This window comes from Leifsonia sp. L25, from assembly GCF_050632895.1.
This window is the reverse complement of record NZ_JBODRZ010000002.1, coordinates 429,339-456,075: the sequence shown is the minus strand read 5'-3', so window position 1 is coordinate 456,075 and position 26,737 is coordinate 429,339. Positions and strand designations below refer to the sequence as shown.

27 protein-coding genes, 1 tRNA gene and 2 pseudogenes are annotated in these 26,737 nt (G+C 71.9%); 21 read left to right on the top strand and 9 right to left on the bottom strand.

The genetic code is table 11. The features are described from left to right. Nucleotides 1-40 precede the first annotated feature (40 nt). On the top strand, nucleotides 41-973 hold the full coding sequence (locus tag ACRAWC_RS03145) for a proteasome assembly chaperone family protein (protein ID WP_431346442.1): 933 nt from the start codon (nucleotides 41-43) through the stop codon (nucleotides 971-973). Nucleotides 974-1,027: 54 nt separating this feature from the next. Here ACRAWC_RS03145 and ACRAWC_RS03140 read toward each other — a convergent pair whose 3' ends face one another. Both ACRAWC_RS03140 and ACRAWC_RS03135 read right to left on the bottom strand, forming a co-directional pair. Next, nucleotides 1,028-1,891 carry an undecaprenyl-diphosphate phosphatase gene (locus tag ACRAWC_RS03140; RefSeq protein WP_431346441.1) on the bottom strand — a complete coding sequence of 288 codons (864 nt, stop codon included), beginning with the start codon at nucleotides 1,889-1,891 and terminating at the stop codon, nucleotides 1,028-1,030. Nucleotides 1,892-1,901: 10 nt separating this feature from the next. After that, nucleotides 1,902-3,251 (bottom strand): M20/M25/M40 family metallo-hydrolase, encoded by a 1,350-nt coding sequence (locus ACRAWC_RS03135; protein ID WP_431346440.1) that lies wholly within the window; start codon nucleotides 3,249-3,251, stop codon nucleotides 1,902-1,904. A gap of 123 nt (nucleotides 3,252-3,374) precedes the next feature. Between ACRAWC_RS03135 and ACRAWC_RS03130 the strand changes: the two genes are divergently transcribed. From ACRAWC_RS03130 to ACRAWC_RS03120, 3 genes are all read left to right on the top strand, one after another. Beyond that, nucleotides 3,375-3,460: transfer RNA gene (locus tag ACRAWC_RS03130), tRNA-Leu, on the top strand. A gap of 135 nt (nucleotides 3,461-3,595) precedes the next feature. After that, nucleotides 3,596-4,564 carry a cation diffusion facilitator family transporter gene (locus tag ACRAWC_RS03125; protein ID WP_431346439.1) on the top strand — a complete coding sequence of 323 codons (969 nt, stop codon included), beginning with the start codon at nucleotides 3,596-3,598 and terminating at the stop codon, nucleotides 4,562-4,564. A 39-nt stretch (nucleotides 4,565-4,603) separates the two neighbouring features. Further along, nucleotides 4,604-5,584 carry a helix-turn-helix transcriptional regulator gene (locus ACRAWC_RS03120; RefSeq protein ID WP_431346438.1) on the top strand — a complete coding sequence of 327 codons (981 nt, stop codon included), beginning with the start codon at nucleotides 4,604-4,606 and terminating at the stop codon, nucleotides 5,582-5,584. Here the strand turns inward: ACRAWC_RS03120 and ACRAWC_RS03115 are convergent. Then, the gene (locus tag ACRAWC_RS03115) at nucleotides 5,574-5,768 is read right to left on the bottom strand and encodes a hypothetical protein (protein ID WP_431346437.1); all 195 of its coding nucleotides are present in this window, start codon (nucleotides 5,766-5,768) and stop codon (nucleotides 5,574-5,576) included. The genes ACRAWC_RS03120 and ACRAWC_RS03115 overlap by 11 nt on opposite strands. Between ACRAWC_RS03115 and ACRAWC_RS03110 the strand changes: the two genes are divergently transcribed. After that, nucleotides 5,724-6,680: a VIT1/CCC1 transporter family protein gene (locus ACRAWC_RS03110; protein ID WP_431346574.1), complete on the top strand. Its 957-nt coding sequence runs from the start codon at nucleotides 5,724-5,726 to the stop codon at nucleotides 6,678-6,680. The two genes, ACRAWC_RS03115 and ACRAWC_RS03110, sit on opposite strands and share 45 nt — an antisense overlap. A gap of 323 nt (nucleotides 6,681-7,003) precedes the next feature. On the opposite strand, the pseudogene ACRAWC_RS03105 reads toward ACRAWC_RS03110, so the two are convergent. Continuing rightward, nucleotides 7,004-7,183: pseudogene (locus ACRAWC_RS03105) on the bottom strand (DUF1707 SHOCT-like domain-containing protein); the annotation flags it as partial. Between the two features lie 104 nt (nucleotides 7,184-7,287). Between ACRAWC_RS03105 and ACRAWC_RS03100 the strand changes: the two are divergent. The 5 genes and pseudogenes from ACRAWC_RS03100 to ACRAWC_RS03080 all read left to right on the top strand — a co-directional run bounded on the left by ACRAWC_RS03100 (nucleotide 7,288) and on the right by ACRAWC_RS03080 (nucleotide 14,471). Continuing rightward, entirely contained in the window at nucleotides 7,288-7,578 is a 291-nt protein-coding gene (locus ACRAWC_RS03100) for a DUF6504 family protein (protein WP_345835143.1), read from the top strand. Nucleotides 7,579-7,660: 82 nt separating this feature from the next. Further along, the gene (locus ACRAWC_RS03095; RefSeq protein WP_431346573.1) at nucleotides 7,661-8,509 is read left to right on the top strand and encodes a DUF3097 domain-containing protein; all 849 of its coding nucleotides are present in this window, start codon (nucleotides 7,661-7,663) and stop codon (nucleotides 8,507-8,509) included. Nucleotides 8,510-8,658: 149 nt separating this feature from the next. Next, a complete protein-coding gene (locus tag ACRAWC_RS03090) occupies nucleotides 8,659-9,354 on the top strand; it encodes a hypothetical protein (protein WP_431346436.1) in 696 nt (231 codons plus the stop codon). A gap of 11 nt (nucleotides 9,355-9,365) precedes the next feature. Then, nucleotides 9,366-11,093 (top strand): DNA polymerase Y family protein, encoded by a 1,728-nt coding sequence (locus ACRAWC_RS03085; RefSeq protein WP_431346435.1) that lies wholly within the window; start codon nucleotides 9,366-9,368, stop codon nucleotides 11,091-11,093. Then, nucleotides 11,080-14,471: pseudogene (locus tag ACRAWC_RS03080) on the top strand (error-prone DNA polymerase). Before ACRAWC_RS03085 ends, ACRAWC_RS03080 begins: the two are co-directional and overlap by 14 nt. A gap of 109 nt (nucleotides 14,472-14,580) precedes the next feature. On the opposite strand, the gene ACRAWC_RS03075 reads toward ACRAWC_RS03080, so the two are convergent. Together ACRAWC_RS03075 and ACRAWC_RS03070 are read right to left on the bottom strand one after the other, a co-directional pair. After that, nucleotides 14,581-15,129, bottom strand: coding sequence for a YceI family protein (locus ACRAWC_RS03075; protein WP_431346434.1), 549 nt, complete (start codon nucleotides 15,127-15,129; stop codon nucleotides 14,581-14,583). 120 nt (nucleotides 15,130-15,249) lie between these two features. Continuing rightward, the gene (locus ACRAWC_RS03070) at nucleotides 15,250-16,413 is read right to left on the bottom strand and encodes a glycoside hydrolase family 3 N-terminal domain-containing protein (RefSeq protein WP_431346433.1); all 1,164 of its coding nucleotides are present in this window, start codon (nucleotides 16,411-16,413) and stop codon (nucleotides 15,250-15,252) included. Between the two features lie 105 nt (nucleotides 16,414-16,518). On the opposite strand from ACRAWC_RS03070, the gene ACRAWC_RS03065 reads away from it, so the two are divergent. Then, nucleotides 16,519-17,355, top strand: coding sequence for a UbiA family prenyltransferase (locus ACRAWC_RS03065; protein WP_431346432.1), 837 nt, complete (start codon nucleotides 16,519-16,521; stop codon nucleotides 17,353-17,355). A 3-nt stretch (nucleotides 17,356-17,358) separates the two neighbouring features. Here ACRAWC_RS03065 and ACRAWC_RS03060 read toward each other — a convergent pair whose 3' ends face one another. Continuing rightward, nucleotides 17,359-18,747, bottom strand: a complete 1,389-nt coding sequence (locus ACRAWC_RS03060) for an MFS transporter (RefSeq protein WP_431346431.1) — start codon at nucleotides 18,745-18,747, stop codon at nucleotides 17,359-17,361. Nucleotides 18,748-18,812: 65 nt separating this feature from the next. On the opposite strand from ACRAWC_RS03060, the gene ACRAWC_RS03055 reads away from it, so the two are divergent. Together ACRAWC_RS03055 and ACRAWC_RS03050 are read left to right on the top strand one after the other, a co-directional pair. Further along, the gene (locus ACRAWC_RS03055; protein WP_431346430.1) at nucleotides 18,813-19,439 is read left to right on the top strand and encodes a hypothetical protein; all 627 of its coding nucleotides are present in this window, start codon (nucleotides 18,813-18,815) and stop codon (nucleotides 19,437-19,439) included. A 13-nt stretch (nucleotides 19,440-19,452) separates the two neighbouring features. Continuing rightward, nucleotides 19,453-19,659 carry a DUF6186 family protein gene (locus ACRAWC_RS03050; protein ID WP_431346429.1) on the top strand — a complete coding sequence of 69 codons (207 nt, stop codon included), beginning with the start codon at nucleotides 19,453-19,455 and terminating at the stop codon, nucleotides 19,657-19,659. A gap of 12 nt (nucleotides 19,660-19,671) precedes the next feature. On the opposite strand, the gene ACRAWC_RS03045 is transcribed toward ACRAWC_RS03050, so the two are convergent. After that, nucleotides 19,672-20,985, bottom strand: coding sequence for an LCP family protein (locus ACRAWC_RS03045; RefSeq protein WP_431346428.1), 1,314 nt, complete (start codon nucleotides 20,983-20,985; stop codon nucleotides 19,672-19,674). 251 nt (nucleotides 20,986-21,236) lie between these two features. Here ACRAWC_RS03045 and ACRAWC_RS03040 point away from each other — a divergent pair, with 251 nt between their 5' ends. From ACRAWC_RS03040 to ACRAWC_RS03005, 8 genes are read left to right on the top strand one after another with little or no spacing between them, the layout of a single operon-like run. Next, complete coding sequence (locus ACRAWC_RS03040; RefSeq protein ID WP_431346427.1) at nucleotides 21,237-21,902, top strand: hypothetical protein; 666 nt, start codon at nucleotides 21,237-21,239, stop codon at nucleotides 21,900-21,902. Between the two features lie 4 nt (nucleotides 21,903-21,906). Next, the gene (locus ACRAWC_RS03035; RefSeq protein WP_431346426.1) at nucleotides 21,907-22,494 is read left to right on the top strand and encodes a hypothetical protein; all 588 of its coding nucleotides are present in this window, start codon (nucleotides 21,907-21,909) and stop codon (nucleotides 22,492-22,494) included. Continuing rightward, nucleotides 22,491-23,120, top strand: coding sequence for a hypothetical protein (locus tag ACRAWC_RS03030; protein WP_431346425.1), 630 nt, complete (start codon nucleotides 22,491-22,493; stop codon nucleotides 23,118-23,120). The genes ACRAWC_RS03035 and ACRAWC_RS03030 overlap by 4 nt, the downstream gene beginning before the upstream one ends. After that, entirely contained in the window at nucleotides 23,117-23,677 is a 561-nt protein-coding gene (locus ACRAWC_RS03025; protein WP_431346424.1) for a hypothetical protein, read from the top strand. Before ACRAWC_RS03030 ends, ACRAWC_RS03025 begins: the two co-directional genes overlap by 4 nt. Continuing rightward, nucleotides 23,674-24,636: a hypothetical protein gene (locus tag ACRAWC_RS03020; protein WP_431346423.1), complete on the top strand. Its 963-nt coding sequence runs from the start codon at nucleotides 23,674-23,676 to the stop codon at nucleotides 24,634-24,636. The genes ACRAWC_RS03025 and ACRAWC_RS03020 overlap by 4 nt, the downstream gene beginning before the upstream one ends. Continuing rightward, the gene (locus ACRAWC_RS03015; RefSeq protein ID WP_431346422.1) at nucleotides 24,576-25,145 is read left to right on the top strand and encodes a hypothetical protein; all 570 of its coding nucleotides are present in this window, start codon (nucleotides 24,576-24,578) and stop codon (nucleotides 25,143-25,145) included. The genes ACRAWC_RS03020 and ACRAWC_RS03015 overlap by 61 nt, the downstream gene beginning before the upstream one ends. Continuing rightward, on the top strand, nucleotides 25,142-25,774 hold the full coding sequence (locus ACRAWC_RS03010) for a hypothetical protein (protein WP_431346421.1): 633 nt from the start codon (nucleotides 25,142-25,144) through the stop codon (nucleotides 25,772-25,774). The genes ACRAWC_RS03015 and ACRAWC_RS03010 overlap by 4 nt, the downstream gene beginning before the upstream one ends. Continuing rightward, nucleotides 25,755-26,318, top strand: a complete 564-nt coding sequence (locus tag ACRAWC_RS03005; protein ID WP_431346420.1) for a signal peptidase I — start codon at nucleotides 25,755-25,757, stop codon at nucleotides 26,316-26,318. Before ACRAWC_RS03010 ends, ACRAWC_RS03005 begins: the two co-directional genes overlap by 20 nt. On the opposite strand, the gene ACRAWC_RS03000 is transcribed toward ACRAWC_RS03005, so the two are convergent. Continuing rightward, complete coding sequence (locus ACRAWC_RS03000) at nucleotides 26,272-26,631, bottom strand: hypothetical protein (RefSeq protein ID WP_431346419.1); 360 nt, start codon at nucleotides 26,629-26,631, stop codon at nucleotides 26,272-26,274. The two genes, ACRAWC_RS03005 and ACRAWC_RS03000, sit on opposite strands and share 47 nt — an antisense overlap. Between the last annotated feature and the right edge of the window lie 106 nt (nucleotides 26,632-26,737).

Sequence of the window (26,737 nt, the reverse complement as noted above, 5' to 3'; positions counted from 1 at the left end):
GCGGCCGAGCGGACCGTCGACGAGAGGATGAGTAGGCCACGTGACTGACGCGAAGAACATCCTCGGCGGGCGCATCCTGGTGGTGGCCTTCGAAGGATGGAACGACGCAGGCGAAGCAGCCAGCGGCGCCGTGAAGACGCTCAAGGAGCAGCTCGACGTCGTCCCGATCGCCGAGGTGGACCCCGAACTCTACTTCGACTTCCAATTCAATCGTCCGGTCGTCACCGACGACGACGGCCGTCGCCGCCTCGTCTGGCCGTCCGCGGTCGTGATGGGTCCGGCGCGCCCCGGGCGGGTGGGCGACGCGCTCGCCGGCGACGCCGAGCTGGACGTGACCGGCGACAACTCCGGCAACATCTTCCTGCTGCTCGGCACCGAGCCGTCGCGGAGTTGGCGCAGTTTCACCGCCGAGATCATGGATGCCGCCCTCGCCGAGGACATCGGCGTCATCGTCTTCCTCGGCGCGATGCTCGCCGATGTCCCGCACACCCGCCCGATCTCGGTCTTCGCCACCAGCGAGTCGGCCGCGGTCCGCGCCGAGCTGGGGATCGAGCGCTCGACCTACGAGGGACCGGTCGGCATCCTCAGCGCGCTCGCCGAGGGCGCGGAGGACGTCGGCATCCCCACCATCTCGATCTGGGCGTCCGTGCCGCACTACGTGCACAACGCGCCCAGCCCGAAGGCCGTGCTCGCCCTGATCGACAAGCTGGAGGAGTTGGTCGATGTGACCATCCCGCGCGGGACGCTGGTCGAGGAGGCCGCCGCTTGGGAGGCCGGGATCGACGCGCTCGCCTCCGACGACGAGGAGATGGCCGCCTACATCCAGCAGCTCGAGCAGGCGCGCGACACCGTCGACTCCCCGGAGGCGAGCGGCGAGGCGATCGCGCAGGAGTTCGAGCGCTACCTCCGCCGCCGCGGCGACGGCCGGGACGGGCGCGACGGCAGAGCGGGCGACGACCCGCGCCGGGGCTGAATCCCGCGCGATTTCACCCGGGAGCGGCACGCACCCGCGCGTGTCGCGGGCCGGTCAGGCTTCCAGGACGCCCGTCCCGAGCAGGACCATCAGCAGTCCGCCGAGCCCGATGCGGTAGATGACGAACGGCAGGAAGCTGCGCCGCGAGATGTAGCCCATGAAGAAGGCGATCACGACCAGCCCGACCACGAACGCGACGATCGTCGCGGCCGCCGTCTCGACGGGACCGAAGACCTCCGGCGTGCACGTGCCCGCCGCCTGGAGCGCCGCCGTGCAGGGCTCCTTGAACGCCTTGTAGAGCTGGTACAGACCGCTCCCGAAGACCGCGGGGATCGCGAGCAGGAACGAGTAGCGGGCGGCGGCGCGGCGCTGGTAGCCCATGAACAGCCCGGCCGTGATCGTGCCTCCCGAACGTGAGACTCCCGGGATGAGGGCGAGCGCCTGGGCGAAGCCGAAGATGATCCCGTGACCCCACGTGAGCTCGCGCAGGCGGCGGGTCTTCGCGCCCACCCGGTCGGCGATCCCGAGCAGGACGCCGAAGACGATGAGCGTCGTCGCCACGATCCAGAGCGACCGGAAGGTGGTCTCGATCGCGTCCTGGAAGAGCAGGCCGAGCACGACGATCGGGACGCTGCCGAGGATGACCAGCCATCCCATCCGGGCGTCGGGGTCGTTGCGTGGGATGCGGCCGAGCAGCGCCTGGAACCAGTGGGTGACGATGCGGGCGATGTCGCGCCAGAAGTACAGCAGCACGGCGGCCTCGGTGCCGAGCTGGATGATCGCGGTGAAGCGGGCGCCGGGGTCGGCGCCGGTTCCCAGCAGCGTCCCGACGATGCGGATGTGGGCGCTGGAGGAGATCGGCAGGAACTCGGTGAGTCCCTGGACGACACCCAGGATGAGGGCGTTGAGGAATTCCACGAAGGCTCTTTCAGTAGCTGCGCAGGAGGTCGCGCAGGACGGACCTGCCGAACACTAGTGCCTCCAGCGGCACCCGCTCGTCGACGCCGTGGAACATCCCCGGGAAGTCGAGGTCGCTCGGCAGGCGCAGCGGCGCGAAGCCGTAGCCGGTGATCCCGAGAAGGCTCAGCGCTTTGTTGTCCGTGCCTCCGGAGAGCAGGTAGGGCAGCACCGGGGCGCCCGGATCGTGCCGCTCGAGGGTGCCGGTGATCGCGTCGACCAGCTCGCCGCCGAACTCCGCCTCCAGGCCGATGTCGCGGTGCATGACCTGGATCTCCACGTCGTCGCCGATCAGCTCGCGCACCTCCGCGAGCACGCGGTCCTCGTCGCCGGGCAGCGTGCGGATGTCGATGAGCGCCTCCGCTGTGTCCGGGATCACGTTGTGCTTGTAGCCGGCCTCCAGCAGCGTCGGGTTGCTGGTCGCCCGCAGCGTCGCCAGGATGAAGCCCGCCGCGGTGCCGGTGCGCAGCACGACCTCGTCGGGGCCGACCTGCTCGGGATCGACGTCGAGCAGCCGGCCGAGCTCCGCGATCAGCCGGGTCGTCGTGTCGGTGAGCTGGATCGGCCACTCGCGCCTGCCGATCGCGACGACCGCCTCGGCGAGCTTGGTGATCGCGTTGTCCTTGATGAGCCGGGAGCCGTGCGCGGCCCGGCCGCGGGCGATGAGCTTGATCCAGACCAGCGACTTCTCCCCCGTCTGCAGCAGGTACGCGCGCCGGCCGCCGAGGTAGATGGAGTAGCCGCCGACCTCGCTGATGGCCTCCGTGGCGCCGGCGAAGAGCTGCGGCTGCGTGTCCACCAGGAAGTGCGAGCCGCGCCGGCCGCCGTCCTCCTCGTCGGCGAAGAAGGCGAGTACCAGGTCGCGCTCGGGCTGCTCCCCCGCGCCGAGGATGTCGCCGACCGCGGTCAGGATCATCGCGTCCATGTTCTTCATGTCGACCGCGCCGCGGCCCCAGAGCAGGCCGTCCTTCACCACGCCGCCGAACGGGTCCACCGACCAGTTGCGCGGGTCGGCGGGGACGACGTCCAGGTGGCCGTGCACCACGAGGGCGGGCTTGGCGCTGTTGCGTCCCTCCACCCGGGCGACGACGCTCGTGCGCCCGGGATCGGACTCGAAGAGCTGCGGCGCGAGCCCCAGCGCGCTCAGCCGCGCCTCCACGTACTCGGCCGCTTCCGTCTCACCGTTGGACCGGCCCTCGCCGAAGTTGGTGGTGTCGAAGCGGATGAGGTCGCGCGCGATGATCGCAGTCTCGTCCAGCTCGATCTCGTCAGGCCCGATCTCGTCAGGCCCGATCGCGGCGGTGTCGGTGGAGTCGCTCATCCCTCCACGCTACCGGCGCCCCGTCCCGCCACGCCCGAGGTGCGCGACGATGTCAGAGCGACAGTGGGTTTCGTGCTAATGTCTTTCTTCGGCAGCCGGAAGCTTCGGCGGCCGGAAAACACCCGTCCGGGTGGCGGAAATGGCAGACGCGCTAGCTTGAGGTGCTAGTGCCCGTATAGGGCGTGGGGGTTCAAGTCCCCCTCGGACACCGGCGAAGGCCCCGATCGAGAGATCGGGGCCTTCTGTGTTTGCACGTCACGATTCTTCAGGTCCTGCCTTCCCCTGCCGTGGTGAGTCGCCTGCCGTGGTGCTTCGCCGGCCGTGGTGGTCGTACTGTGGCGGGCATGGCGAATCCGAAGCGCTCGAAACAGAGTCTGTTCACGGTCCTGTTCGCGCTCGGCGCGAACATCCTCGTCGCGCTCGCGAAGACGATCGCGGCGGTGCTCACGGGCTCCGCGTCGATGGTCGCGGAGGCGGCGCACTCCTGGGCGGACTCCGGGAACGAAATCTTCCTGCTGCAGGCCGAGCGGCGCGCGCGCCGACCGCAGGACGACCTCCACCCCAGCGGCTACGGCCGCGAGGCGTACGTCTGGTCGCTGTTCGCGGCCGTGGGCCTGTTCACCGCCGGCGCCGTCGTCTCGATCCTGCACGGCCTCTCCCAGCTCGGGACCGGCGAGCCGGACACGAACTACCTGATCAACTACCTCGTGCTCGCCGTCGCCTTCGTGTTCGAGGGCTTCTCGTTCGTGCAGTCGTTCGGCCAGGCCAGGTCGATGGCGGCCGAACGCGACACCGGGACGCTGGAGCACATCCTCAGCACCTCCAATCCGACGCTGCGCGCGGTCGTCGCGGAGGACGCCGCCGCGCTGATCGGACTGGTCATCGCGTTCCTCGGGGTGCTCCTCCACGAGCTCACAGGCAACAGCGTCTACGACGCGGTCGGCTCCATCCTCGTCGGCATCCTGCTCGCGGTCGTAGCGGTGGTGCTGATCGACCGCAACAGGCGCTTCCTGCTCGGCGAGCCTGCCCCGGACCGGGTCAACCAGGCGGCCCTCGTTTCACTCCTGCAGCATCCCCAGGTCGAGCGCGTCACCTACCTGCACCTGGAGTACGTGGGGCCGGAGCGGGTGTTCCTCGTCGCGGCGGTCGACCTGATCGGCAATGCCCCGGAGTCCGATGTCGCGGACGACCTCTATGCCGTGGAGCAGGAGATCGAACGCAACGAGCACATTGCCGAGGCGGTGCTCACGCTGTCGCGGCGCGGGGCACGGTCTCTGCTGCCGCACGATCCGGACGCGCTGCAGGAGCGATAGCGGCCACATCCCGACCGGAAGACGCGGCACACTGGGGGCATGGCCAGCACTGGCTCCCGCACCCTCCAGCTCCTGTCGCTCCTGCAGACGCACCGGTACTGGCCGGGTCAGGAGCTCGCCGACCGGCTGGACGTGTCGCCCCGCACGCTCCGGCGCGACGTCGAACGGCTGCGCGACCTCGGCTATCCCGTCGACGCCACGCGCGGGGTCGCCGGCGGCTATCAACTCGCCGCCGGTGCGTCGCTGCCGCCGCTCGTCGTGGACGACGAGGAGGCCGTGGCGCTCGCCGTCGGCCTGCGCACCGCTGCACAGAGCGGCGTCGCCGGAGTCGCGGACGCGTCCGTCCGGGCGCTCGCCAAGGTGGTGCAGGTGATGCCGCCCCGTCTGCGCCGCCGGGTGGACGCCCTCCGCGTGGCCACGCTCGCCTCCGAGCTGCGACCGGGTCCGGTGGTCGACGCGGAGCTCCTGACCGTCGTCGCGCAGGCCTGCCGGGACGAGGAGCGCCTGGTGTTCTCCTACGTGCGCCGCGACGGGGAGGCGTCCGAGCGCACGGTGGAGCCGCACCGGCTGGTCTCGGTCGGGCGCCGCTGGTACCTCGTCGCGTACGACATCGGCCGATTCGACTGGCGGAGTTTCCGGCTGGACCGGATGGCCGCGCCGCAGCCCACCGGGGCCCGCTTCCGCCCGCGGACGCTGCCCGCGGCCGACGCCGCCGAGTACGTGCGGGAGTCGCTCGCCGGAGCGGTGGAGTCCCTCGTCGTGGACGCGCTGATCGCGGCTCCGCTCGCCGACGTGGAGCAGGCCATCGGGCGTTGGGCGGAGGCCGCAGCAGAGGCTCCAGCGGCGGACGGGACGGCGCGCACCCGGGTGCGGATCACGGCGGACTCGCCCGAGTGGGCGCTGTTCGGCCTCGCCGCGGTCGCCGCGCCGTTCACGATCGAAGGGCCGGCCGAGGTGCGCGAGCTGGCCGCCGTCTGGGGCGACCGTTTCGCCGCCGCCGGTAGACTCGTCACCCGATGAGCACCCCCGAGCCCTCCCCGTCCCGCGCACCCCGACGCACGCCGACATCAAACGCTGGCGCCAGTACCTGGCGGACGAGCGCGCCGAAGCCGCCGTCTACCGCGACCTCGCCGGCCGCCGGGAGGGCGAGGAGCGCGAGATCCTGCTCGAGCTGGCCGAGGCCGAGCGCCGCCACGAGCAGCACTGGCTCGACCTCCTGGGCGACCAGGTCGGCCGCCCGCTGCGCGGCGACATCCGTACCCGGATGCTCGGCTTCCTTGCCCGCCGGTTCGGCTCGGTGTTCGTGCTCGCGCTCGCGCAGCGGGCGGAGGCGCGGTCGCCGTACGCGGACGACGCCGACGCCACGCCGCAGATGGCGGCGGACGAGCAGGTGCACGAGGAGGTCGTGCGCGCGCTCGCCGCCCGTGGCCGGCAACGGCTCTCCGGGACGTTCCGCGCGGCCGTGTTCGGCGCCAACGACGGCCTGGTCAGCAACCTGGCACTCGTGCTCGGTGTGGCCGCGAGCGGCGTGCCGAGCCACGTCGTGCTTCTCACGGGCGTCTCCGGCCTCCTCGCCGGTGCGTTGTCGATGGGCGCCGGCGAGTACGTCTCGGTGCGGTCGCAGCGCGAGCTGCTGGAGGCCTCCAGCCCCAACCCGGCGACCAGCTCGGCGCTCTCGCACCTGGATGTGGACGCGAACGAGCTCACGCTCGTCTACCGGGCCCGCGGCATGGACCAGACGGAGGCGCAGGCACACGCCCACGAGGTGCTGACGACGCTCGGCGCCTACACCTCACCGGTCGCAGTGCCCGGGGCCGTGGAGGACGAGCACGAGGCCGTCGGCAACGGCTGGAGCGCCGCGCTGTCGAGCTTCTGCTTCTTCGCCTCCGGCGCGCTCATCCCGATCCTGCCGTTCATCTTCGGGCTCACCGGCACCGCCGCGATCGTGGTCGCCGCCGTGCTCGTCGGCCTCGTGCTGCTCGGGACCGGCGCGATCGTCGGCCTGCTGTCGGGCGCGTCGCCGCTCAAGCGGGCGCTGCGGCAGCTCGCGATCGGGTACGGCGCGGCGGCCGCGACGTACCTGCTCGGACTGCTGTTCGGGGCGACGGTCGGCTGACGCCTAGCGTCGCCGGCGGTCTCCCCGTCGACGCCGTAGACCAGCGCGCCGGCGAGCGGGATGAGCAGGAACCAGAGCCAGCTGTACGCGTAGCCCCACGCCATCCCGGTCAGGAAGAACAGGATGACCGCGACGAACGGCATGATCGAGACGACGAGCAGCCCCCAGCGGGTGACGGGCCGGCCGTGCTCGCCCGGCGCCGGCGGGTAGCCCCACGGGCTCGGGCCGGGCTGCGACGCCTGCCACGCCGCGGCGGCGGGACTGCTCGGCCCGGCGTCCGGGCCCGTGGCGCCGTCCAGGTGCAGTACGCCGGGCAAGTCGGCGAACAGTGGCTGGAGGTCGCCGCGCGTGACGGCCGACCGCGCGGCCGCGACGCGCGACTGCAGCTCGGCGTCGCTCAGCCTCCCCTGCGTGGCATGCGACTGGAGCGCGGCGACGGCGCGCTCCCGTTCGTCGTTGCTGAGGCGCAGCGACGCGTTCGACGGGTCCCGGAAGTCTGTCATGCGGTCAGTATGGCAGGCGGACGATACGCGCGGGTGCGCGCTGTCGGAGTCCAGGTTTACACTTGCATTTCGAACATACGTTCGAGTGAAAGGAGCACCCGCTCATGACCGACATCGACGAGGCGGTGGCCGTGTGGACCACCGAGGACGGCATCCCGACCCGCCTGGTCTGGCGCTCGACGCGCTACCGGGTGAGCGACACCCCGACGGTGTGGGCGGAGATCTGCGCGTGGTGGCGGCCGTTCGGCGAGCACCGGTACGGCGTCGGCGCGCTGCCGCGGGAGATCGGGGGCTGGCGGTTCCAGGCGACCAGCGACGGCGGGGTGGCGCACGTGTTCGACGTGCGGCACGACGCCGACGACCGGAGCTGGCGGCTGGTGCGGATCTTCGACTGACCGGCCCGGGCTGGGCATCCCGCCCTCCCGCGGGGAGCCTCCGCCACCGCGCCCCGCCGATCCCCTAGCCTCTCTGAACGTGATGGACGACGACCGCTACGGATCCGATGTGCTGGCGAGCGACTGGAAGAACGCCGGCCGTAAGGCGGTGCCGACCGTCGAGGCTGTGCGCGACCTGGTGGTCGAGGAGGCCGGCACCGGGTTCTGCGGCGCGATCGTCCGACTGGAGGCGCAGACCGTCGAGCTGGAGGACTACTTCGGGGCGAAGCGCGTGTTCCCGCTGGGGGCGTCCTTCCTGATCGACGGGGAGCCCGTGAAGCTCGTCGTGCCGAGCCGCGCCCCGGCCGGTCGTGGCCGCACCGCCTCCGGGTCCTTCGCGGTCGGCGAGCAGAAGGCGCGCGTCGCCCGCGCCAGCCGCATCTTCGTGGAGGGCCGTCACGACGCCGAGCTGGTGGAGCGCGTGTGGGGCGACGACCTCCGGGTGGAGGGCGTCGTCGTGGAGTATCTGGAGGGCGTGGACGACCTGGACGCGATCGTGCGCGAGTTCGCGCCCGACCGGAGCCGCCGCGTGGGCGTGCTGGTCGACCACCTGGTACCGGGGTCCAAGGAGAGCAGGATCGCCGAAAAGGTCGCCCGCGGCCCGTACGGCGCGCACGTGCTCGTGGTCGGCCACCCCTACATCGACATCTGGCAGGCCGTGAAGCCCGCGCGGGTCGGGCTGGAGACCTGGCCGTCGATCCCGCGCTCCATCGAGTGGAAGCACGGCATCTGCACGGCGCTCGGACTGCCGCACGAGACGCAGGCGGACATCGCCCGGGCCTGGAAGCTCATCCTGTCCCGCGTGCGCACCTACAGCGACCTGGAGCCGGAGCTCCTCGGCCGAGTCGAGCAACTGATCGACTTCGTGACAGAACCGGCGGGTCGGCCGTAGCCGCAGGAGTTTCCTCCGCGACACGCGCCTGAACGCCTGCGGAACAGCGTCGTGAAGGAGTTTCGGAGCGTTTCTCCTGTTGTCGCATCCGCGCGCTTTCGCACCAGAATACATTTGCGGTATTCGAACATGTGTTCGAAAATAGGTGTATGTCCCTCGCCGTCGCACGCACCTTCCCCGACCCGGTCGCCGACCGGGCGCAGGTGCACGAGCTGCAGTCGCGCATCCGGCAGATGCAGGCGACGAAGCTCGACGCGCGGCGGCTGGAGACGCATCCCGCGCTCGCCGCGCTGCTGCCCGGCGGCGCACTCAAGGCCGGCGCCGCCTACACGGTGCACGGCTCCACCACGCTCCTGATGGCGATGCTCGCCGGGCCGAGCGCCGCGGGCGCCTGGTGCGGGGTGGTCGGGATGCCCGACTTCGGGGCGGAGGCCGCCGGGCGGTTCGGCATCGACCTGGAACGGCTCGTGCTGGTGCCGCATCCCGGGCCGCAGTGGCTGACCGTCACTGCCGCGATGGCCGACGTGCTCGGCGTGATCGCCGTCGCGCCCCCGGAGCGGCCGAAGAGCGGCGACGTCGCGCGGTTGACCGCGCGGCTGCGGCAGCGGGAGGCCACGCTCGTCGTCGCCGGCGACTGGCCGCAGGCGGAGGCGGCGCTCTCCGTGGTCCGCAGCGGCTGGGACGGCCTGGGGGCCGGCGCCGGTTACCTCTCCTCCCGGCGGGTGACGGTGGAGGCCGCGCCCCGCGGCGGGGCCGGGCCGCGGCGCCGGGCCGAGCTCTGGCTGCCGGCGATGGACGAGACGTTCCGCGCCTCCGCGCCGACGCGCCTGGAGGCGGTGAGCTAGCCATGTCTCCGATGCGGCAGGTCACCCGCGCGATCGTGCTCTGGTGCCCCGACTGGCCGGTCATCGCCGCCCGGCAGCGCCTGGAGCTTCCGGCGGACGTGCCGCTGGCGCTGGTCGAGAAGGGGATGGTGTTCGCCTGCTCCTCGCACGCCCGCGCCGACGGCGTCACCCGCGGGCTCCGGGTCCGGGAGGCGCAATCGCGCTGCCCTGAGCTGGAGGTCGTCCTCTACGACCCCGTGCTGGACGCGCGCGCCTTCGAGCCGGTGCTGACCGCGATCGAGGAGATCACGCCGGGCGTCCAGGCGGTGCGGCCGGGAACCTGCGTGCTGCGGGCGCGCGGACCGGCGCGCTACTACGGTGGCGAGGAGGCCGCGGCCGCGGAGCTGCTGCGCTGCCTGGAGGGGCTGGAGGACGTGACCGGGCTCGCGCTCGACGATGTGCGGGTCGGGATCGCCGACGGGCCATTCGCCGCCGAGCAGGCCGCCCGCTCCACCGGGGCGGCCCCCTCCATGGGAATGGCGCAGACCGCGCCCCGCGTCCGCGTCGTCCCACCGGGCGGCTCCCCCGCCTTCCTCGCCCCGCTGCCGGTCGCCCAGCTCGGCCTGACCGAGCTCACCCCGCTTCTGCGCCGGCTGGGCCTGCGCACCCTCGGCGACCTGGCGCGGCTCGACCGGCTGGACGTCCGCGAACGGTTCGGGGAGCGCGGCGAGCACGCCCACGACCTGGCCAGCGGGATGGACGGCGCCGCCGTGGTGCCGCGCACCCCGCCGAAGATGCTCGACCGGGCGATCGAGTTCGAACCTCCCCTCGACCGGGTCGACCAGGTGACCTTCGCGTTCCGCGGCACGGCCGAGCAGTTCGTGGCCGGGCTCACCAAAGCCGGGCTGGTGTGCACGTCGCTGCGCATCGAGGTGACCGACGAGCGCGGGAGGCTGAGCGAGCGGAGCTGGCAGCATCCCCGGCTGTTCTCGGCCTCCGACGTGGTCGACCGGGTGCGCTGGCAGCTCCAGGGCGCGGGTTCCATCGACTCCGGGCTCGCCTCCCCGATCGCCAAGGTCGCCGTCGCCCCGGAGGCCGTGGACGACATCGGCCACCACGAGGACGGCCTGTGGGGCGGCGGCGCGGACGAGCGCATCCACCACGGGCTCACCCGCGTGCAGGGCATGCTCGGTCACGACGCGGTCGTCACCGCGACGATCGGCGGTGGCCGGGCGCTGTCCGACCGGCAGGTGCTCGTGCCGTGGGGCGACCGGCCGGTGGGCGTCGCCCGCTCCGACCGGCCCTGGCCCGGGTCGCTGCCGGCGCCCGCGCCCTCCACGGTGTTCGAGGTGCCGCGGCCGGTGGCGGTGCTGAGCGCGTCCGGCGAGCCGGTGGAGGTCACCGACCGCGGCGACGTCACCGCGCCGATCGTGTCGTTCTCCCCACCGGCGCGGCGCGCGACGCCCGGCCGGTCGACTCCTGGGCGGGCCCGTGGCCGGTGCGCGAGCGCTGGTGGGACGCGACGCTCGCCCGCGCCATGCACCGCTTCCAGCTCGTCGACGCCGACGGCACCGCCTGGCTGCTCGCCCTCACCGGCGCCGCCTGGTTCGCCGAGGCCCGCTATGACTAGCCCGCACCGCCTCCCGCCCACCGCCCACCGGCGGACAGGGGTCGCAACACGCCGCTTCGCCCGGCGGGTAACGGCGTGTTGCGACCCCTCTGGCGGGTCGCAGGAAGGAGTGCGCGATGGGGTGGAATAACCCGCCGATCCCGTGGTCCGAGTTCGAGCGGCGGCTGAGCGGGCGGCGCGTCAGCGAGCAGGAGCAGCCGGAGCGGCCCTCGTCGCGCAAGCGGCAGAAGTACGTCGCGCAGGCGATGCCGGACGAACCGGACGAAGGCCACGTCCGCTACGCCGAGCTGCACGCGCACAGCACCTTCAGCTTCCTCGACGGCGCCAGCGCACCCGAGGAGCTGCTCGAGGAGGCCACCCGGCTGCGCCTGCACGGCCTCGCCCTGACCGACCACGACGGCCTGTACGGCGTGGTCCGGCTCGCCGAGGCGGCGGAGGCCTACGAACGCGTCAAGACCGTGTTCGGCGCCGAACTGTCGCTCTCGCTCAGCCGGCCGCAGAACGGGGAGGCCGACCCGGAGGGCAGTCACCTCGTGCTGCTCGCCCGCCAGCAGGCCGGCTACCACCGGCTGGCCGCCGCCATCACCGCCGGCCAGCTCGCCGGCGAGGAGAAGGGCCGGCCGATGTACGGCCTCCCGGAGCTCGCCGAGCAGTCCGGCGGCGAGTGGATGGTGCTCACCGGTTGCCGCAAGGGCGACGTGCGTCTCGCGCTGGCCGAGCACGGCGAGCGGGCCGCCGAACGGGAGGTCGCCCGCCTCGCCGAGCTGTTCGGCCACGACAACGTGCTGGTGGAGCTGATCGACCAGGGTGGCCCGCGCGACACCACCGACAACGACGTGCTCGCCCGGATCGCCGGCCGGCTCGGCCTCCCGGTCGTCGCCACCAACAACGTCCACTACGCCACGCCCGCGCAGTACCCGCTCGCGACAGCGGTCTCCGCGGTGCGCGCCCGACGGAGCCTGGACGAGATGGACGGCTGGCTGCCCGCTTCCGCCGCCGCGCACCTGCGCAGCGGCCGGGAGATGGCAACGAGGTTCGCCCGCTATCCCGGCGCCGTCGAGCGCACCGCCGACATCGCGGACGACCTGGCGTTCCGGCTGCGCAGCGCCCGGCCGAAGCTGCCCAAACAGGAGGTCCCGGACGGGCACACCCCGATGAGCTGGCTGCGCGAGCTCACCTGGCGCGGCGCCGCAGAGCGCTACCCCGACCTCGACCGCAACCCGGCCAAGCGGGAGCGCATCGAGCGCGAGCTCGACGTGATCGAGGCGAAGGACTTCCCCGGCTACTTCCTCATCGTCCACGACATCGTGCGGTTCGCCCGTGAGCGCGGCATCCTCTGCCAGGGCCGCGGCTCCGCGGCGAACTCGGCGGTGGTCTACCTGCTCGGGATCACGGCGGTGGACTCGATCAAGTACGACCTGCCGTTCGAGCGCTTCCTCTCCTCCATGCGTGAGGAGGAGCCGGACATCGACGTCGACTTCGACTCCGACCGGCGCGAGGAGGTCATCCAGTACGTCTACGCCAAGTACGGCAGGCACAACGCCGCCCAGGTCGCCAACGTGATCACCTACCGACCCAAGAACGCCGTGCGCGACATGGCGAAGGCGCTCGGCCACTCCACCGGGCAGCAGGACGCCTGGAGCAAGCAGATCGACTCGTGGAGCCGGGTGACCACGACCGACGAGCACGACATCCCGGAGGCCGTCGTCGATCTCGCCCAGCAGGTGCTGAAGTTCCCGCGGCACCTCGGCATCCACTCCGGCGGAATGGTGCTCACCGACCGGCCCGTCGGCGAGGTCTGCCCGATCGAGCACGCCCGCATGGAGAACCGCACCGTGCTGCAGTGGGACAAGGACGACTGCGCCTGGATGGGCCTGGTCAAGTTCGACCTGCTCGGGCTCGGGATGCTCTCCGCGCTCGACTACTCGATGCGCACCATCGAGGCGTCCCTCGGCGAGGTGTGGACGCTGGACAGCATCCCGAAGGAGGAGGCCGGCGTCTACGACATGCTCTGCCGCGCCGACTCGATCGGGGTGTTCCAGGTGGAGAGCCGCGCCCAGATCGGCACGCTGCCGCGCCTGCAGCCGCGCAGCTTCTACGACCTCGTGATCGAGATCGCGCTGATCCGCCCCGGGCCCATCCAGGGCGGCGCGGTGCATCCGTACATCCGCCGCAAGCTCGGCAAGGAGCCGGTCACCTACCTGCACCCCGCTCTGGTGCCGGTGCTGGAGCGGACGATGGGCGTCCCGCTGTTCCAGGAGCAGCTCATGCAGATGGCCGTCGCCGTGGGCGACTGCACCGCCGAGGACGCCGACCTGCTCCGCCGGGCGATGGGCTCCAAGCGCGGCGTGGAGAAGATCGGCGCGCTGCGGGCGAAGCTCTACGAGGGGATGGCGCACAACGGGATCGTCGGGGCCGACGCCGACGCGATCTACGAGAAGATCGAGGCCTTCGCCAACTTCGGCTTCGCCGAGAGCCACGCGATCAGCTTCGCGCTGCTGGTGTACGTGAGCTCGTGGATGAAGCTGCACTACCCCGGAGCGTTCCTCGCGGCGCTGCTGCGCGCGCAGCCGATGGGGTTCTACTCGCCGCGCACGCTCACTGCCGACGCCCGGCGGCACGGCGTGGTGGTGCGCCGGCCGGACATCCAGCTCTCCGGGGTGTTCCCCCTGCTGGAGGCCATCGACCCGGCGCGTCAGGGGCCGACAGGGACCGACCCGTGCCTGGAGCCCGACCAGCCCCCGGTCGGCGGCTTCGACCGCACCGTTCCGCTCGACTTCGCCGCCCACCGCCGCGATGCCGGGCACGCGGTGCGACTGGGGCTGGCGGGCGTCACCTCCATCGGCGAGACGCTCGCCGGGCGGATCGTGGCCGAGCGCGAGGCGTCGGGGCCCTACCGCGACCTGAGCGACCTCTCCCGCCGGGTCGGGCTGACGGTGGCGCAGCTCGAGGCGCTCGCCGCGGCCGGCGCCTTCGAGGGGTTCGGGCTGTCCCCGCGGCAGGCGATCTGGGAGGCCGGCAACGCCGCCCAGGAGCGGCCCGAGTACCTGGTGGGCACCGCGATCACCGTGCAGCCGCCGCTGCTGCCGATGCTCTCCCCGCCGAGCAGCTCGCGAGCGACCTGTGGGCCACCGGGATCTCCACCGACGACCACCCCATCCGCTTCCTGCGCCCGGCGCTGACGGCGCGCGGGGTGCGGGCGGCCGACACGCTGGCGGTCGCGGAGTCCGGGCGCCGCATCGAGGTGGGCGGCGTGGTCACGCACCGCCAGCGGCCGGCGACCGCGGCGGGGGTGACCTTCCTCAACCTGGAGGACGAGACCGGCCTGGTGAACATCATCTGCCCGGTCGGGGTGTGGAACCGCTACCGCCGGGTGGCCAGGCAGGCGCCGGCGATGATCGTGCGCGGCATCCTGGAGCGCAGCGAGGAGGGCGTGGTCAACGTGATCGCCGACCGCCTCGAGCCTCTCGACACCGCCATCCGCACCGCCTCCCGCGACTTCCGCTGACCCACCACGCCGCAGCCCGCGCAGGCAGCCGTCGAGTACGCGACGAGTCATGCGAAAACCGCCGAGCACGCGGACTATTCGCGTACTCGGCGGTTTGCGACCGGGAGGGTCAGGCCTGGAGGACGGCCTGGAGCTCGAGGGTGATGGTGACGTCGTCGCCGAGCAGCATGCCGCCGGTCTCGAGCGCCGCGTTGTAGGTGAGGCCGAAGTCCTCGCGGTTGATCTTGGTCTTCGCGGTCGCGCCGGCCTTGTAGTTGCCGTACGGGTCCTGGCCGAAGCCGCCGAAGTCGAACTCGAAAGTGACCGGCTTGGTCACGCCCTTGATGGTGAGGTCGCCGTCGACGAGGAACTCGCCGTCCTCGTGACGAACACCGGTGGAGACGAAGTCGATGGTCGGGAACTCCTCGGCGAGGAAGAAGTCGCCGGTGCGCAGGTGCGCGTCGCGGTCGGAGTTCTTGGTGTTGATGGAGGTCACGTGGGCCGTGGCGGAGACGGTCGACTCCAGCGGGTTCTCGGCGGTGACGAAGGAGGCGTCGAAGTTCTCGAAGACGCCCTTCACCTTGCTGATCATGAGGTGACGGATGCTGAAGCCGACCTCGCTGTGCACGGGGTCGATGGTCCAGGTGCCGGCCTTGTATCCGGGGATGTCGATGCTCATTCGGTTCTCCTTGAGTCGGTTGGGACGCGATCGGACGCTGTCAGATGCATGCAACCGCATGGATAACGCGGCTATTCCGGATCCGGCGAAAAAAGTTGACACGACACCATCGGGCGTTCGTCAGCCGTGCACGGCGAGCGACCGCCGCAGCACCAGGAGCGCCCGGGCGTCCGCATCCACCTGCCGCAGCGGGATGCGCCCGTCCTGCACGGCGGCCACCACCGCGCCGATGAGAGCGTCCGGATCCTCGGCGCCCTGGATCATCAGCACCATCGTGTTGCCCGCCGCGATCGCGGCCACCGCGTTCGCGCCCGCGTCCTGGTACTGCGGCAGCCCGGTGTCCTGCAGCATCCGGAGGTCGTCGGTGATGGTCACCCCGTGGAAGCCGAGCTCGTCGGTGAGGATGCGGTGCCAGGCCGGCGAGAGCGATGCGGGCGCGGCGTCCACTCCGCTGTAGGCGAGGTGGCCGAACATCACGACCTCTGCGCCCGCCTGGATGCCCGCCCGGAACGTCGGCGCGTCCTGTGCGGCCCAGCGGGCGTGGTCGACGGCGGCGGTCGGGACGGTGTGGTGCGAGTCGGCCTCCGTCTCGCCGTGGCCGGGGAAATGTTTGAGCGTGCTGAGCACAGTGCCGTGCTCCCCCGTCACCGACGCGGCGACGCGGGCGGCGGCGGAGGCCGGGTCGGTCCCGAGGATGCGGTCGGCGATGAACGAGCGCGGGTCGGCCGTCACGTCGGCGATGGTCCCGAAGTTGAGGTTCACGCCGGCCTGCTTCAGCAGCGCGGCGCGCTGCGCGAAGGCCTGCTGTGTCGCCGCCGGCGGGAGCGTGCGCAACGCCTCCGCGCCCGGGAGGCGGTCCCACGACAGCCGGGTGACGTCCCCGCCCTCCTCGTCGATCCCGACCAGCGGAGGCAGCCCGGGGTCGGAGGCGCGGGTCGCCGCGGTCTCCGCCGCGAGGGCTTGCGGCGTCGCCGGGATGTTGTCCGGCATCAGGATGACGCCGCCCAGGCCGTAACGGTCGACGAACCCGCGGAGCGCGGCCGGATCCGTGCCCGCCGCGTGCAGCATGAACAGGCTCGCCACCTTCTGGCGGAGGGTCAGGTTCCGCAGCCGCTCGTCCGCGTAGCCCTGAACCGGATCCGGCGCGGGAGTCGCTGCCCGCTGCGTCGCAGACGGGCTCGGGGCGGCCGCCCGCGGGTGCGTCGAACCGCTGGCCGCGCACCCGCCCAGTGTCGTCGCGATCACCAGGAGGGCAGCGGCCGTCGTCCATCGGGGGCGGCGCATCGTCCGATGGTAACCCGTGGCCCTTGGCGGCGCCTCCGCACGCCGGCCGTCCCGGTTCGCGCCGCGCCGTCGCCCTCCCCGCCGCTGCCGCCCTACGATGGCGGGATGGCGTCCAAGCCGATCTCCCTGCTGCTCGCCAGCCACCCGGGGCCCACCGCCGTGGTCACGGTCGTGGCGACCGGTCTCGGGATCGGCCTCGGCTACCCTCCCGGCCGGCTCGTGGTCCTGGCGGTCGCGATCCTGCTCGGGCAGCTCTCGATCGGCTGGTCCAACGACTGGCTGGATGCCGCCCGGGACCGGGAGGTCGCCCGTGCGGACAAGCCCGCCGCCCGTGGCGAGATCCCGCTCGCCCTCGTCCGCGCGTCCGCGTTCGTCGCTCTCGTCTCCTCGCTGGCCGTCACCGCGTTCCTCGGCGTCGGCGCGCTGATCGCCCACGGGGTCGCGATCGCGGGCGGCTGGGCGTACAACCTGGGGCTCAAGTCGACCGCCGCGTCCTTCGTCCCCTTCGCGGTGAGCTTCGGCCTCCTCCCCGCGATCGCGACACTCGGTCAGGTGCACCCGGCGTGGCCGGCGCCGTGGGTCCTCGCGGCCGGCGCGCTGCTCGGCGTCGCCGCGCACGTCACCAACGTGCTGCCCGACCTCGCCGACGACGCCCGCACCGGTGTCAGCGGCCTCCCGCATCGCCTCGGCGCGCGCGCCAGCGGGCTGCTCGCCTTCGGCTGCCTCGCCGTGGCGACCGTGCTGATCACGGTCGGGCCCGGGCTCCCGGTGCGTCCGCTGCTCCTCGTCGGCCTGGTGATCGGGCTGGCGGCGGTGGTCGCGGGCGTCGTCCTGCTGCTGCGGCGCAGCCCGACCCGGCTGCTCATGCAGCTCATCATGACCTGCGCGCTCGTCGACGTGGCGATGCTGGCGCTGGCCGGGCAGTCGATCACGGCCGCCTGAACGCTACTCGACCGCCGTCGTGATCGGCTCGGCGGCCGGCTCGTGGTTGCGGATGCCGATGGCCGACACCACGCCGCCGACGATGAGCAGTGCCGCCGTCGCGAGCATCGCCCGGTGCATCCCGGCCACGTCCAGCTTCTGCCCGATCACGATGCCGGCCATCGCGACGGTGAGCAGCCCGGCGATGCGGGCGACCGCGTTGTTCACCGCGGAGCCGATGCCCGCCTGACCCGGGTGGATCGAGCCGAGGATCGCGCTGGTCAGCGGCGCGACGGTCATCGAGAGGCCCACACCGAAGAGCAGTACCGCGGGCAGCAACTCGAACCAGTAGTCGACCCCCTGCCCGATCATCAGCAGCCAGAGGAAGCCGGCAGACGCGACGAACGGTCCGACCGCCATGAAGAACCGGGGGCCGTACCGGCCGGCCAGGCCGCCGAAGTAGCTGGACAGCAGCAGCATGCACAGCGTCGAGGGGATGAACACGAAGCCCGCGACGAACGCCGAGAACCCGAGGACCTGCTGCAGGAACAGCGTCACCATCAGGGGCCCGAACGACAGTGCGCCGTAGACGAACGCCGTGGCGAGGTTGCCGACCCAGAAGTTGTGCACGGAGAACAGGCCGAGCGGCAGCATCGGCTGCTTGACCCGCGTCTCGGCGAAGAAGAACCCGATCAACGACAGCACGCCGACGACGAAGGGGATCCAGACCCGCGGGCTCCCCCAGCCGTAGGCGCCCTGCTCGATGAGCGCGAACACCGTGCCGGCCAGGCCGACCGACCCGAGCACCGCGCCGAGGATGTCGACGCGGCCGCCCATCCCCGTGTCGGTGTCGCCGAGAGTCCACATCAGGACGAGTGTCACCGCGATGGGGACCACGTTGATCACGAACACCCAGCGCCACGAGAGCGCGTCCACGAAGAACCCGCCGACGACGGGGCCCGCGATCATGGCGATGCCGGTCCAGGCCGTCCAGCGCCCGATCGCCTTGGCCTGCGCCGGACCCTCGAACCGGGAGATGATGATCGCCAGCGACGACGGCACCAGCAGCGCTCCGGCAACACCCTGGAGGGCGCGGGACAGCACCAGGAAGACCCCGCTCGGTGCGAACGCGCACAGCAGCGAGGTGATCCCGAACCCGACCAGCCCGACGTACAGGATGCGCTTGCGCCCGAACACGTCCGAGAGCGAGCCGGCGATCAGGATCAGTGAGCCGAGCGTCACCAGATAGGCGTCGACCACCCACTGCTGCAGCGGCAGGCCGCCGCCGAGCTCCCGGTCGATCGCGGGCAGCGCCACGTTGATGACGGCGCCGTCGAGGAACGCCACGAAGCTGGCCAGGATCGCGATCAGCAGGACGCGCAATTGCAGGGACGTCATCTTCTCGGTGGCCATGTGCTCATTCAACGTCCCGGCGAGCTGATCGCGCAAGCACGCGCGTCGGGCGTACGGTGTGGCTCGTGTCAGAGCTGTCGCACTCCGAGCGATCCTCCGGCCGGCGCCGACCGACCCCGGCCACGATCACGCGGGCCGGCTGGATCGGCGTGCTCGTGATCACGGCCGTCTTCCACGCCGCCCGCGGCGCACCGGTGGACGCCGCGATCTACGTCGTGGGGGCCGTGGTGCTCACGCTCGACGCGCTCGGTTGGCTGCGCGTCCCGCTCCGGATGCCCGCCGACCGTGACACCGTCTCCCGCCGCGTCATCGCCGGGACGCTCATCGTCGTCGCCTCCCTGACGCTCGGCTTCACGCCGCTGTACGGCCCCGCGGACGCGGCGATCGTGGTCGGGCTGGGCATGCTGCTGCTGCCGGTGGCCTGGGCCGACCGCTCCCGCGCGGACGCCGTGGCGCCAGGATCGGCTGTGCGCCGCTCCGCGATCCTGTGGTCGGTCGTCCTCGTCGCGGGCTGCCTCTGGGAGATCGGCGTCTTCTTCCTCGGCCGTGACCTCACCGGCAGCGAGAACGCATTCCCTGCGCTCTCGGATCTGATCGATCCGCTGCTGGCCTGGCCGCCGGCGCGGGTGCTGCTCGTCGCGTGCTGGCTTCTCGGCGGCTACGCGCTGCTGCGGCGCGGGAGGTCGACATGAAGGGGAGATTCGCATGAGGTGGGTCACGATCGGCGGCTTCGTGCTCTGCGGCGTCCTGATCGTGGCGCTCGTCGTCCAGTCGCGTCGGCGTCCCGACCGGATCGCCCCGCTCAGCAGCCTCCTCGACCGGGTGATGGCCGAGCGCGCGGCCCGGGTCGCCATCCTGCTGTTCTGGTGGTGGATCGGCTGGCATTTCCTCGTGACACCGCCGACCGTGTGAGACTGCAGGCGGTCAGTTGTTGCCCTTGGTGCAGGTCTGCTGCGCGGCCGTCTGGCCCGTGACGGTGGACGGCAGATCGACCGCGCCGGACGAGCCGGTCGGCGCGGGAGTGCCCGTGCCGGTCGGGCTCGCGGGCGCCGTCGCGGTCTCGCTCGGCGAGGAGGTGGGGGTCGGCGTCGCCGTCGCGCCCGGGTCCTCCGCAGCGCGGCCGGTCGTGCCGGTGAGCGCGACGGGCTGGTCGTTCACCAGCGCGTCGTTCACCGCGGTCGACGCCTCCTCGTCGGGGATGACGCGATTGATGTTGTCCGGGTCCGCCACCGCCGGGTACTGCAGGAAGACCATGTTCTGCAGCCCGGTGTCCTTGAGCGCGAGGGCGATCTCCACCAGCGTCGTCGGATTGGTAAGCGTCTGCGACGGCGTGACGTTCTGCACGGTCGCCTTCGCGAGCGCGTAGAGCTGCACCGGATTGCCGAGCACTCCGCCGCTGACGACCTTGCGCGCGAGCGCGGACAGGAACACCTGCTGGTTGGAGATGCGGCCGAGGTCGCTGCCGTCGCCGACGCCGTGCCGGCTGCGCAGGAACGAGAGCGCCTGGTCCCCGACGAGCGTGTTCTCACCTGCAGGGAGGTCGAGCGGCGGGTTGGTGTAGTCGTCCTTCACTTTCGACGCCAGGCAGACCGTCACGCCGCCGACGGCGGTGGACATCGCGCTCACCCTGTTGAAGTTGATGACCGCGCCGAACGGGATCGTCACGCCGGTGAGCTTCTCGACCGTCAGCACGACGCAGGCGAGACCACCGCGCGAGAGCGCCGTGTTGAACTGCGCGGAGGACGACCCGCTCACCGTGTCCTTGCCGTCGGGCGTCGGGCAGGTCGGGATGGGGACCATGAGGTCGCGCGGGAAGCTCACCACCATCATGCTCTTGTGGTCCTGCGCGATGTGCAGCAGCATCGTGACGTCGTTGTTGCCCTCGCCCGTGCTGGCATCCTGCTCCGCGGCCGAGTTGTACACGCCGCCGAGCCCGCTGCGGCTGTCCGTGCCGGCCAGCAGCAGGTTGACGCCGCCCGGGATGGCTCCGACGTCCGGGATGTCCTGCGGGACGGGCGTGTGGCCCGGCAGCGTCACCAGGGTGACGCCGTGCTTCACCGAGCGCGCCACATCCCACACCGCGAACGCGGCCACGGAGACACTGGTGACCACGGCGATCGCGACGACGCCCGCCAGCAGCTTGAGAACGGCCGCGAGCAGCCTTCGCTGCGGCAGCCGGCCGTGCCGCACCGGCGCGGGCCCGCGCGCACGCTGCTGACGGCGAGGCAGGTCGGTCATGCGGATCCCCCGGGCGGTTCGAAATACGGACTGCGTGAATCCTAAGCGATGGCCGCTTTCGGGTGGAGGTCGCCTCGCCGCCGGACAGGGCAGGGTGAAAGCCCAGACGATTCTGCGGCCGCGGGAGCCGGCCGGGGCTGCGCGGCCCGCGAAGTATCCCGTATTTCCGCGCCGGAGCAGCGAAATGACGCGGTGCTACCGTCACGTCCCTGACGACGGCCGAGGCCGTTGCGAGACACCAAGGGAGAGCAATGACGCAGGAAGCCGCCGCGCCCGAGAAGCGCGGAACGTCCAGGAGGACCAAGGCGGTGATCGGCCTCGGCGCCGTCGTCGCGATCGCGGCAGGGGTCACCGCCGCCGCCTTCACCGATTTCGCGAACCTCAACCTCGGGGCCAACGGGATCGGCGCCGATCAGTACAACATCCAGGTGGTCGACACCGACCCCGTCACCGGCGCGCAGATCCCCGGTTCGTGGCAGGAGGCCGACACCCCGGCGGGCGCGCCGATCGAGATCGTCGGAGCGAACACGATCTTCCCGGGCAGCGCACCGATCTCGGTCGACATCCCGGTCAGGAACGCGTCCGCGACGCTGAACTCGACTCTTTCGCTGGGACTCGTGCAGCTCCCGGACAGCGGAGCCGACGTCACCGACCCGGATTACCTGTCCAGCCTGAGGTTCTCGGTCTCGATGCCGGCGACCTCCCTCGGCGCGACGCCGATCAGCGTCACCGACCTGACCTTCGCCCAGCTCAGCGCGCTGACGCTCAACGACCTCGCGGCCGGCGACGTGTCCGACGTGACGATCTCGGTGCGGCTGCTCACCCAGGCGGAGTCCGGGTCCACCTTCACCGACAACGACCTGAACGGCATGAAGGCGTTCATCCAGGCGCAGTTCAACGGTACGTCGACTCCCTGATCCGATGACCTCGAGCCCCTTGCGCACACGTCGGCGGTGGCGTCGGCCCGCACTGTCCGCCGCGGGAGTCTGCGTCGCGTCCGCGATCGCCTTCACCGCCGCCAGCACAGTGAACTGGGCCGACGTCATCCTGGCGCTGGACGGCCGCGACAACACCTTCGACCTCCAGGTCGCCGGTAGCGATGTCCCCGGCTGGCAGCCGACCGCCGCCGAGTGGCAGCAAGGCCGCCCGGACCCGCTCGTGGTGGCCCTTCCGGCCACCGTGCTCGAGCCGGGCACCTCGGTGCAGGCCCGCGTCGCCGTGCGCAACAACAGCCCGAGACTGGCCGGAGCGATCAGCGTCCACCTGATCGATCCGGCCACCCCGAACCCCCTCTTCCCCGAGCTGCGCTTCACCATCTCCGAAGGAGGCCACGTGTACGCGGCCGCAGTACCGCCCTCCGGCGCGGTGGACATCCCGCTCACCGGGACCACGGCTCCGGGGGCCGCCCGGGTGCTGGACGTCGAGGTCGCCCTGCCGGCCGATGCTCCGGCGTCGGCCAACGGGACGACGACACCTGTCCAGCTCATGTTCACCGGAGTCAGCCTGTGACCGCGCGACGGGACCGGTTCCCCGGGAGGCCGCGCAGCCGCGGCGCGCTGGCGGCGACCGTACTCCTGGGCCTCAGCGTCGTCCTCGGCGTCTCCGCGGTCGGGACCACCTCGGCCGCCTTCACCGACCAGTCCGCGCCGGGCCTCGGGACGAACGGCGCCATCGGCGGCGGTTACAACATCGCGTTCCTCGACTCGGGAGGAGCCGTGCAGGAGGGCAACCCCACCCCGTTCGCCCTCGACAGCTCCGGAAGCGGCGCCATCACGTTCGACGCCTCCGCCGCAGTCGACATGCGCGTCGTCACCACGACGCCCGCCACCGGCCCCGTGCAGCTCGCCCTCTACAACGCCTACCCCGGCAGCCGACCGCCCGACCCCGGAGCCGCAGGCCCCGGCGCCGACCCGTACGACTACGCCCTCTTCACGATCACGGTCGACGGGACCGCCGTCGTCACCGCGTCCACCGCGGCGGCGCTCGACGCGACCCCGCCCGTCATCACGGGCTGGACGCAGTCCGTACCGAAGACCGTCGAGGTCCACGTGACTCTGCCGCACGCGGTCGGGAACCCCTACATCTTCAACCGGAGCCTCGTGCTCGGCGTCCGGTTCGACGGGAGCACCTCGTGAGGAGAGCCGCCATCGCCGCAGCCGCCGTGCTGCTCGCGCTCGCCGGAGTCGAGCCGGCCGCCGCAGCAGGACCCGCCCAGGTCGTGACCGTGCAGTTGCCGGGGCCGGGCCACCAGACTCCCTGGTCCGCCACCGTGCAGAATCCGGCCTCCTCCGTCTCGACGGTCTACCTCGACGTGCTGGACGTCTCCGGCGCCGCGGCCGCGATCGACGACGCGCTCCAGGTGCGCGTGCAGGTGGACGGTGCGACCGTCGTCCCGCAGACCCCGTTGCGTCGGCTGATCGGGGGTGCCCCGGTACGGCTGGGCACGGTCGCCGGCGGTGGTGCGAAGTCCGTCTCCGGCGACGTCGTCCTCACCGCGGCGGCCGGGAACGAGTACCAGGGGCGGAGCGCGCAGCTCACCATCCGGCTCAGCTCGCTGGCGTCCGCGCCGCCTCCCCTGCCGCCGCTCGCCGACACCGGCCTCACGCTGATCGGCGTCGGCGTCCCCGTCGCCCTCCTCGGCGTCGGCGTCCTGCTCCGTCTCCGACGACGAAAGCCGAGTGAACAGCGATGACGCGTCGATCACCGAACCGGACAGCCCAGCGCGTCGGCGCCGCGTTCGCCCTCGTGGCCGTGGCGTTCGCGCCCCTGGCCGCCGTGCCGGCCACCACCGCCGCCTACACGGACACCGCCCAGGCGGAGACCTCCCCGACCGACAGCCCGCTGCTCACCCAGTCGACGCGGCTGGTCCCGACGGACACCTACCTGGCCAACACAGCGACCGCGCTGCAGGACGACGGGACGCTGTGGGTGTGGGGCTACCGCGGCAACGGACTGGCCGGGACCGGCACACTGACCGTCCCGTCGAACGCGCCGCCGACGCCCGTCATCCTCCCGAACGACGGCTACCCCGGCCCGAACCACCGGTACATCGTGAAGGTCGCCGGCACCAGCCTCGACAACTACTACCCCACGAACATCAGCTACACCGGGCTGGCGGCGCTGTCCGACGACGGACAGGTCTACACCTGGGGCGGCAACAGCTCGAACAACGTGATGGGACGGCCGGGCACGCCGATCCCGTACACGCAGCCGGGGCCGGTCTCCATCCCTGGAACCGTCGTGGACCTCCGCTCGTCGTCCGGGGTCTTCATGGCCCTGACCAGCACCGGAGACCTCTACACCTGGGGCAACCCGCAGGGTCGCGGGATCACCGGCCAGGGCACGGCGAGCGCGTCCTCGGCGACGCCATCGCTGATCATGTCAGGCGTGCACAGCATCGGCGCCGGGATGTGGAACGGCTGGGCCATCCGAGGGAACTTCGATTCCAACGACCAGACCACCGGCGTGTTCTGGTGGGGCTGGGCGAACTCCGGGTCGTCTTACGCGTCCGATCCGTCCGGCGACAACCTGGGCACGAACCGGTACGCCCCGTTCCGGTCGACCTTCCTGTCGCCGTTCGCGCAGTCCGGGTGCGACAGCGTCGGCGTCGTCATGGGCTCCCCGGCGACACCTGCACGATCACGTCGCTGACCGGCCATTACTTCGGCAACCAGCTCGTCTTCGACGGCGGCCACCTGGTGACCTGGGGCGACGCGTCCAACTACGGCACCGGCCGCGCCTACGTGTCCGGCGTCGTCAGCGCCACACCGATGGCGCTGGCGCTCCCGAACGACGATCCCGTCAAGGCGGTCGCGCCCAGCCAGGACTACGTCGTGCTGCTCGGCGAGTCCGGCCAGGTCTACGTCTACGGCCGCTACTCGTTCGGCCGTGGACCGGACCCCGCACTCGGCACGCCGTCGACGACGAACCAGGTCACTCCCGCGCAGCTCGCTCCGCTCGGCAGCAGCGTGACCGCCATCGGCGCTTTCGGCTACTCCGGGACGGCGCTGAACGCCGACGGCTCATTCGTGAACTGGGGAGGCGGCACCGCGGGCGGCAACAACAATTCGTACTACTCGATCATCAACGGCTGGGCGAACAACACCGTCCCGACGAACGCCGTCCAGGGCCTGACCACGATGACTCCGCCGGGGTCGTGATGAAGCACCGGAAGACACCTCGCAGGCGGATCGCCCTCGCCGCCGTGGCCGTCGGCACGCTCGTGCTCTCCGCCTCGCTCTTCACGGTCGGCGCGACCATGAGCGCGTTCACCGACCAGGCCGGGCTGAACGTCGGACCGGACGGTGTCGGGGGCGCGGCTTTCGACATCGTCTCCGTCCTCCCGGACGGGAACGTCGCGCAGGCGTTGCCCGGGCAGGCCGTCACGGTGCCGATCGCCGGCGACGACGGCTTCGTCCCCGGCCGTTCGGTGACGGTGGACCTCGGCGTCGCCAACAACTCCCCGCAGCTCGCCGCCGCGCTCACCGTGACCGTCAGACCGTCCGACGTGACGGTCGTCGACACGACGACCGGGACGCTCCTGGTCGGGGGCAGCGCCACCGACCCCAGTCAGGGCGCCACGGTCGCGGCCGCGACGGGGGTGCTCGGACGCCTGCCCGCCCGCGGGGCGCCGGCGCTGTCCGACGGAGCCGCTTGGGTGGACGGCAGCGCCGGCAGCCGCCATGACCTCAGTATCACCCTGTTCTATGTCGACACCCCGGAGACCGCCGCCTACAACGGAGGCCAGACCGCCCTGGAGGTGGAGTTCGATGGCTCCTCGACGCCCTGACCGCCCTCGACGTTCCCTGTGGCAGTGGCTCGGCTCGGCCCTGCTGTCGTTCTCGGCCGTCCTGGGCGTGATCGCGATCGCGGCCGTCGCCGTCTGCGCGGTGTTCGGCCTGCGTCCGGTCATCGTGATCTCCGGCTCGATGGAGCCCACACTGCCCGTGGGGTCGCTGATCCTCTACCGCACGGTCCCCGCGTCGGAGGTCGTGGCGGGCGACATCGTGACGGTCCCCCGCCAGGACGGCGGCACGGGACTCATCACCCACCGGGTCAGGGAGGTCACCACGAAGGGCGACGTGACCACGCTGCGCTTGAAAGGCGACGCGAACGCGACGGAGGACCCGTTGCCGTACGTGGTCTCGTCGGTGGGCGCCTTCGTCGGCGTCATCCCCGTCGCCGGCACGATCGCCCTCGCGGCCCGGACGCCACTGGGCATCGCTGCGGTGGCGGCGTATGTGGCGGCGCTGGTCGCTGTGATCGTGTTCGGGCGGCGACAAAGCCCTAATCGCCGCGCGTCCAGCCGCGGACGGAGAGCCCAGCTCTCCTGAACCGCACCCAGTAGAGCACGTTGATGACGACGGCGATCGGCAGACCGATGCCGATCGCCCACAGCGACATCGTCCGCGGAATCAGGAGCACGCTCGCGAGCGTCGCGACCAGGACGTAGGCGAAGGCGGCGAGGAGGGCGACTCCAGCCCGAAGGTCTCGACGCCGGCTCTCCTCGTCGGTGTCCGCCACTGTGAAGCGCACAAGGAACGCCACGACGCGCGGCCGGAACACCAGCGCCGCGGTTGCGAGCACAGCGATCCAGACGCCGCCGACGATCATGCCACCGTCGTTCATTTCCGCGTACTCGGTCACAGTCAGTGACCTTACCGACTCACCCGCGTCCGCCGCCTCCACCCGTTCGGAGGTCATCGCGAACGACCACGCACACGAGAAAAGGCCGGCTTCCGAAGAAGCCGGC